General features: G+C 66.5%; 6 protein-coding genes and 1 pseudogene. All 7 read right to left on the bottom strand.

Features of this window, described 5'->3' with window-relative positions:
- Positions 1 to 402: 402 nt before the first annotated feature.
- The gene (locus tag AC1DWT_RS48985) at positions 403 to 609 is read right to left on the bottom strand and encodes a hypothetical protein (RefSeq protein WP_477926039.1); all 207 of its coding nucleotides are present in this window, start codon (positions 607 to 609) and stop codon (positions 403 to 405) included.
- A gap of 45 nt (positions 610 to 654) precedes the next feature.
- On the bottom strand, positions 655 to 834 hold the full coding sequence (locus AC1DWT_RS48980; protein WP_477926038.1) for a hypothetical protein: 180 nt from the start codon (positions 832 to 834) through the stop codon (positions 655 to 657).
- A gap of 350 nt (positions 835 to 1,184) precedes the next feature.
- Positions 1,185 to 1,979 carry a DUF6339 family protein gene (locus AC1DWT_RS48975; protein ID WP_477926037.1) on the bottom strand — a complete coding sequence of 265 codons (795 nt, stop codon included), beginning with the start codon at positions 1,977 to 1,979 and terminating at the stop codon, positions 1,185 to 1,187.
- A complete protein-coding gene (locus AC1DWT_RS48970) occupies positions 1,976 to 2,869 on the bottom strand; it encodes a hypothetical protein (protein ID WP_477926036.1) in 894 nt (297 codons plus the stop codon). The genes AC1DWT_RS48975 and AC1DWT_RS48970 overlap by 4 nt, the downstream gene beginning before the upstream one ends.
- Positions 2,866 to 4,749, bottom strand: a complete 1,884-nt coding sequence (locus AC1DWT_RS48965) for a hypothetical protein (RefSeq protein ID WP_477926035.1) — start codon at positions 4,747 to 4,749, stop codon at positions 2,866 to 2,868. The genes AC1DWT_RS48970 and AC1DWT_RS48965 overlap by 4 nt, the downstream gene beginning before the upstream one ends.
- Positions 4,746 to 5,738 carry a PD-(D/E)XK motif protein gene (locus AC1DWT_RS48960; protein ID WP_477926034.1) on the bottom strand — a complete coding sequence of 331 codons (993 nt, stop codon included), beginning with the start codon at positions 5,736 to 5,738 and terminating at the stop codon, positions 4,746 to 4,748. Before AC1DWT_RS48960 ends, AC1DWT_RS48965 begins: the two co-directional genes overlap by 4 nt.
- Positions 5,735 to 6,238, bottom strand: a pseudogene (locus AC1DWT_RS48955) (hypothetical protein); the annotation flags it as partial. The gene AC1DWT_RS48960 and the pseudogene AC1DWT_RS48955, both read right to left, overlap by 4 nt.

The following is a 6,238-nucleotide window of genomic DNA, read 5'->3' as shown; positions in this document are numbered from 1 at the left end:
GGGTGTGCGTGGGTCTGCTGCTGGGGTTCTTTCTGTTATCTGCCGGCGGTGATCTTGTGGCAGCACTACGGGGGTGGTCCGCAGCCGCGGGTGTATCCGCACGGTTCGTTCAACTCGTTCGGGTCTGATCCGCCGCCGACCTCTTACGGGTGAGCTGGGCGGGACCGGCGGTTGTGGTGGTGGCGTGCGGGTTGGTGACGGTTCCCTGGCGCGCCTGGCCGTCAGTTCGCTCTGCCGTTGGTGGGTATAGTGCCCCGGCTTGTTAGCCGAACTTCTGTATGTACTCCTGCAGTGATCGTCGGATCACGTCAGAGATTGTCTCGTCTCGCCGGTAGGCGATCTGTTTCGCGGTCTCCCATAGTTCCGGGTCGACTCGTATCGCCTTCTGGGGTGTGCCCTTGCTCATTCGGCAGCGACCGGTGTGCAAGCCGTTGCGGCGCGGGTGGTGTGGTCGAGTGCGCTCCCTCGGAGTGCCTGCATCACCATCGAGTTGATCGCCTTCTGGTCGAGCGTGGCGGCGAACTTTTCGGACATCTGTGCTCGCGTTCTGTCAGTGGCGATGGTCATGGTGTAGCAGGCGGGCTTCTTGGCGCTGCTGCTGGTGTTCATGTCGCGAACCTGTCGTCGGTAGTTGCTGGTGTGGCGCTGTCGTGTTTATCGGGTGTAGCGTGCGTCGACTGCGGATATGACGGCCTGTACATCGCTGTCGGGCATGTCCTTCGCCCATGTGATGCCGAGGCTTCCGGCGAGTCGCTGCGCGGTCATATGCATGACGACGTCGGGGGTGTCGTACTTGGCGGCGAGGGCGGGGATCCAGTCGGTCAGGGTGCGCATTTCGAGTTCCTTCCGTTGGGGTGTGTAGACACCCTAACATGGTGTCTACACACCCCGTCAACCCGAGAGCGCAGAGGTACCCGACAAGCCCTACGACAGGCCGGCTGCTGTCCGCAGGTGAGCCGTTTGAAGACTCGGACATGAGCTGAATTCACCCTCGAGGAAGGCCGAGTCATGTTCGGGATAGATGCTGTTCAGTGCCGGCCGAACTGTCGCGTGAACTGATCACGGCCCGTGCTCGTCGTCGAGTTCGGCGACCCACTTTTCGGTCGGTAGTGAACCTTCCGGGCCGTCACCACCGCCCGGGCAGGAATCCGGTCGCGCGCGCCGCCGGTGCACTCTAGCGCCGTCTAGTCATTTTGGGCATGTCGGCGCCCGGACGGCGGTGCGTCCTCGGCGAGGACGGCCACCGTTTCGGCCACTGCTTCGGCGACTTGCCTCCGGAGCTCGTCTTCGTCGAGGGCTTCGAACTCGACAATCACGCTCGTCCGGAGGAGTCGCTTGAGTACGTCACGGAGAAGCTGACGGTCGTTCACGCCCCCGCGCTCGATGTTCGGCCAGGTCTCCGCGAGTGCCCGAACGAGTGCGCGGCTGCCGCCGAGTGACCTGCGGCGGGCGAAGATCTGATCGAACGCGGCTTCGCCGAATGCGTCGAGGAGTCGATAGGGCTCGACCTGCTGAGGCAGAGCGAGGAGGTGGGCACGCCACCACAGGCGTCCCCAGACGTGGCGCGTGATGTCGGTGCCGATGACTCGGTCCATCGGAGGGCTGGGGTAGCGCCAATAGGAGACGTCGGGAAGCAACACGAGGGCGAAGAAGGCCCAGATCGAGCGGACGGACGCTTCGGCTGCCACCAACCCGGAGCGCTCGTGGAGGAGCTGGGCCACCTCCAGGTCGAAGTTCGCACGATCAGCACGCCGACCCTCGCCCGGGAAGCCGGCGTTCTCGGCCGCCTTGACGATTCGATCTCGGAGATCCTGCAGCTCGTCCTCGGTTACCCGACGCCCGCCCGTCGCTGCGAACACCGCGGATCGGTGAGCGAACGCGGCACGGTCCTGCAGCTGCTCGAGGCTGGAGTGCGTGTACTGCTGGTGCAGTTCGCGGGCGGCTCGGTCGAGGAGACGTGGGTAGAGAACACTGGTCATGGCGCCGCCAACAGATTCGTCGCGTCCTGCATGCGGCTCGTGAACAGCGCAGGCTCGGATAGTCGTTCACGTCGCAGCGCCTCTACGGTGAACGCCGGGAAGGTCGTGCGGAGCACGGCCGCGAGTAGGGCGCCCAGCGACCCCGTCGGGTAGTCGACATCGTCGGCGAAGTCTTCGTGCGTGAGGGCTCGCTCGATGAGGGTTCGCTGAATGTCGGTGCGCAGTGTGGAGAGGACCCGGCGGTCGGCGTCGGTGGGCGAGCCCGCGACCGCGAGGGCGTTGACTACGACCTCCCGCCGCTCGTTGGCGAGAAGGAGGATGGACCCGAGTGCGGCAGCCTCGAGATCCTCGCCGACCTCGAGGTACCAGCTGGCCTTGGTCGGGTAGGGCAGGTCGTGGAAATCGGCGATCGCGAGCGGGAACAGGACTGCGTCGCCTTGCAACCGGATCGAGAACTTGTCGTTCCACAGCACACTGCCCGGGCGGCGGGCCGCCGCCTTCGAGGCATCTCCGGTGGACCGCCGCAACGTGAGGACGGTGTTGAGCTCGAGGATGCCGCCGAGCTCATCGCCGTCGAGGTCGAACTCGACGTTCAACTCGACCCCGTCGCGCGGCGGCACTCCGGCACGCCAGGCCCGGCCTCGCAGCGCGGAGCTCGACGCCGCCCAGCGGACGGTGAGGTCGACCTCCGCGTCGTCGGCGAGTCCACTGAGCCGACGCGCGCGCAGGCCGTCGACCTGCACCGGCCGGCGGATCGAGAGGACGGTGTCGTAGTCCCAATCCGGCAGTTCCCGCGGAAGTTCTTCGGTACCGTCGGCGATTGCGCGTGACCACGGTCCCGCCAAAACCACGTCCGCCGGTGGCCGGATGAACGGAAAGGCCCGACTCACGCGGCATCCTCCCCGACAGTGGAGCCGACGACAGCGATGTCGGTCACCGTGTCCAGTACCGGATCGACTACGAGGTCGACCTCGGACGGGCTATCGACGATGCACGCCTCGGCTTGCTCCACACCCGCGGAGGTCACCCAGCAGCGAACCACGGGTTGAGCTGCGCCGGCCGGTGCCTCGTCCTCGCGGCCCTCCCACGTAGCCACGGCGAGACGAGCGCTGAGGCGAACGGGTCCCGGCCCGGTCACCGCAAACTTTTGGACCACGACGACATCACCGTCCCGTTCCTCGACGCGGGGCTCGCCGACGGCGCCGACGCGAACTCGATCACGGGGTTTCGGCGAGGAACGACCCCCTCGACCGGCACCGGAGGAACCCCCGGCGCCGCCGCGGCCGCCGCCCTCGACAGTGTCATCGTCTCCGCTCGCGTCCAGTCCGTCAGGCTCAGCGAACGCTGCCGCGACGAGACCGCCGAGGAAGTTGCTCGCGGCGCCCAACGCGACTCCACTCGAGGTTGCCGTGGTGGTGGTCGTCGCCGGAGTCCGAAACGCCGACAGCTGTTCTCGGATCCTGGTGAAGGTGACCTTCACGAAGGTCTTGGAGTGGCCGGTCAACTGCTCGTGTACCCACTGGTCGTGGGTCGGTGGCTCGGCAGCGGCATAGGTTTCATCGAGCTCGTCATCGGCTCGGAAGACGCCCGCGTATGCCTTGTTCACCGACCCGGGTTCGGGGCCTTTGTAGTACTGGACGACCAGCTCGGGCGAGCGCATCAAGCACACATGGTGTGGATCCCCGTCCACGCCCGCGTAACTGGCGGCCAAGGGCACTGAATCGGGCGACAGGGGAACCACGACGGCTTTTTCGAGCGCGAAGCGACCCAATGGTTTACGAGGGCTCTTGCATTCCAATGTCATCGCCCGATCCGATGGCAGACGGCGGTAGGCGGAAACGAACATCCGCAGCGGATATGTCTTTGCCGGATCGGGAACGTCGTACGTCCGGCCGCCCGCGACGACCTGCGGGATCAGGCGACGGTCACCTCGCTCCGGGAGCATGATCGGCCACATCTGCCAGGCGATGGTGTCGGCGAGGTGCTGTGCCGCCGACTCGGTGTCGTCGAAATCCTCGAGATCAGGATCGAGGACGATCAAGGTGGTGCCCGACTCGCGCTCGGCGAAGGGACGCAGTCCGAGCATCTGCGCGATGCTGTCCGCTTGGTTGCCGACCAGAGGTTCGACGTGCTCACCCTGGACGTCGCCCCACCAGTGCCGCCCGGTGTACGGTCGCGCTTGCGCGTCGACGCGCTCGCGGCTGTCGTAGGAGTCGCCGAGAGCGATGCCGATCAGTCGCGAGGTCAGCCCGACACCGGGGACCTCGGTGCGTGTGTAGACCAAAATCGTCCCGACCTGGGACAACCGATAGAGCACGGCCTTGCCGTAGCCGTACGTGCCGCCGCCCTGGAAGGTGTCTCGCTTCTCGCCGACATTGAGCACGAATGAGACCCAGTCCCGGCGGTCTCGCGCGAGCTCGTCCGCGCGGGTCGGCCCGCCGAGGCCTTTGGTGCCCCGGTCGACTACCGACAGCAGTCTGAGGTTCGGGGTCCGCAGGGCCTGACGGACCTGAAGGAACGGCTGGGTTTGCGGGGGCGGGGTCAGCAGACGCTCCCATGCGGGCCGGTGGGTCGGCGAGACGGTCGTCAACTCGATCCGGTAGGTAGTCGGCAGTCCCGGCAGCCGTGCGTCCCATGAGTTTTGCGCGGTCTCTCGAACGAACACGGTCAACGGGTCCACCGGTGGCCTGCCGAGCTGGTTTCGGATGCCCTCCGACGCGATCGCGCCGGTCGGAGGGAACGGCTGGGACCACCACTGCGGTGTCGTCACGACTGCCTCATAAATTGCGCGAGCGCCTCGTCGTCGATGCGGGCCGCGGCCGCGGGTGCGCAGTCCAGATCAATGACATAGCCGATGTCCTCGACGCCGGCGGGCACCGCGTGTCCGACGAAGCTGGCCGCGACGACCCGTGGGAAGGCGGGTCCGACCTCGAAGGCGCGGTGCTCGAGGACCTCGAACAACCGCCGCGCGTAGATCTCGCGCTCTGGTTCGCGGTAACCGTACTCCAGGAGGAGCTTTCGGAAGCCGGGCGGGTCGTCCGAGAGTGCCACGATCTCATCGACGAGTTCGGGAACCGAGATCCCCTGTCCTGTACCGAGTCTGAACCATCTGAGGACCAGTCGCCCCGGCGCCGCAAGATCGAGTTGTTGGGCGCCGTTTATCTGCACCCGACGCCCCTCCGCCGCCACCGTGGTCTTGACCTCCACGGCGTCGACACCGAGGTGAAAGTCCTGTGCAGTCCGCTCCGGGCCGGTCCAGAAGGCGACGGCGCCCGGGTCCTGTCGGAGCATTTCGCGCAGCACATACAGCTCACCGAACAGCCCGGCCAAGGTTGACGGCGACAGCGTCTCGCGCGCACCGGCGAGGAGCGCACTCCAGTCGGAGAGCACTTTTCTGAGCGCGGCCACGGCCTTGTCCGGGTCCGCGGCGATCCGCTCAATTACCTTGACACACAGCGCGGTGAACAGGTCGTCCTGATTTGCGTCGACCAGCTCCAGGCACGCGTACGTGCGATAGCTCTGCTCGTCCTCCAACGCCCGCCGGCGGAGGACGACCGCCTGACCGTCGAGGTCTTCTTTGAGTGTTTGCTTCGCCAGGATCGGGACGAGCAGAGCGCGCCGGTCCGAGCGGTCCACCGCGGCGAGCAATGGGCCTCGGAAGGAGTCGACGCCGACCTCGACCGTCCGAAACGCCTTCGTCGCCGGTTGTGTGGCCACCGCGGTCCAGAGGTGCTGGAGCTGCGCACCGTTGACCGTCACGAGGATTCGTCGTCCTGCTCGAGAACGGAATCGTCTTCCACCTCAACCGCGACATTGGACAAGTCAGCGCTCCAGTACTCGACGTCGGAATCCTGGCTCCCCGGACGGGGCTCAGGAAACAGGATGGTGACACCCACAACGACGTCGTCGGTCGGCGCGGCGAGCGGTCGACGGCCGACCTTGTCCCCGGTGTTGGACTCGGGCTCGATCGGATAGATCAGCAGGAGGCCTTGATTGGGTCGTTGCTTCTGGCGCAGCGCGAGGATCTCTTTGTGCGTCGCTGGCACTGGGCCATCGAGGGTGAGATCGATGGTCTCATCGCGCCGGCTGCTCAGGGTCTTGATGTCTGCGACATCGCTGAGGACCTGGTCCTTCTGCCCCAGTCGGGCGCGCTTGACCATCCGCACGGAGACTCCGCCACCCATGTCGCGGGGGTCGGTCTCGTCCCGGCCGTTCCCGATGACGGCGACGCTCCAGCGGAGCAGGGCCCCGGCCCGGAC

It is taken from the genome of Rhodococcus sp. P4_B6 (assembly GCF_056402215.1).
The sequence above is the reverse complement of the archived record's forward strand: the minus strand, read 5'-3'. Positions and strand labels throughout refer to the sequence as shown.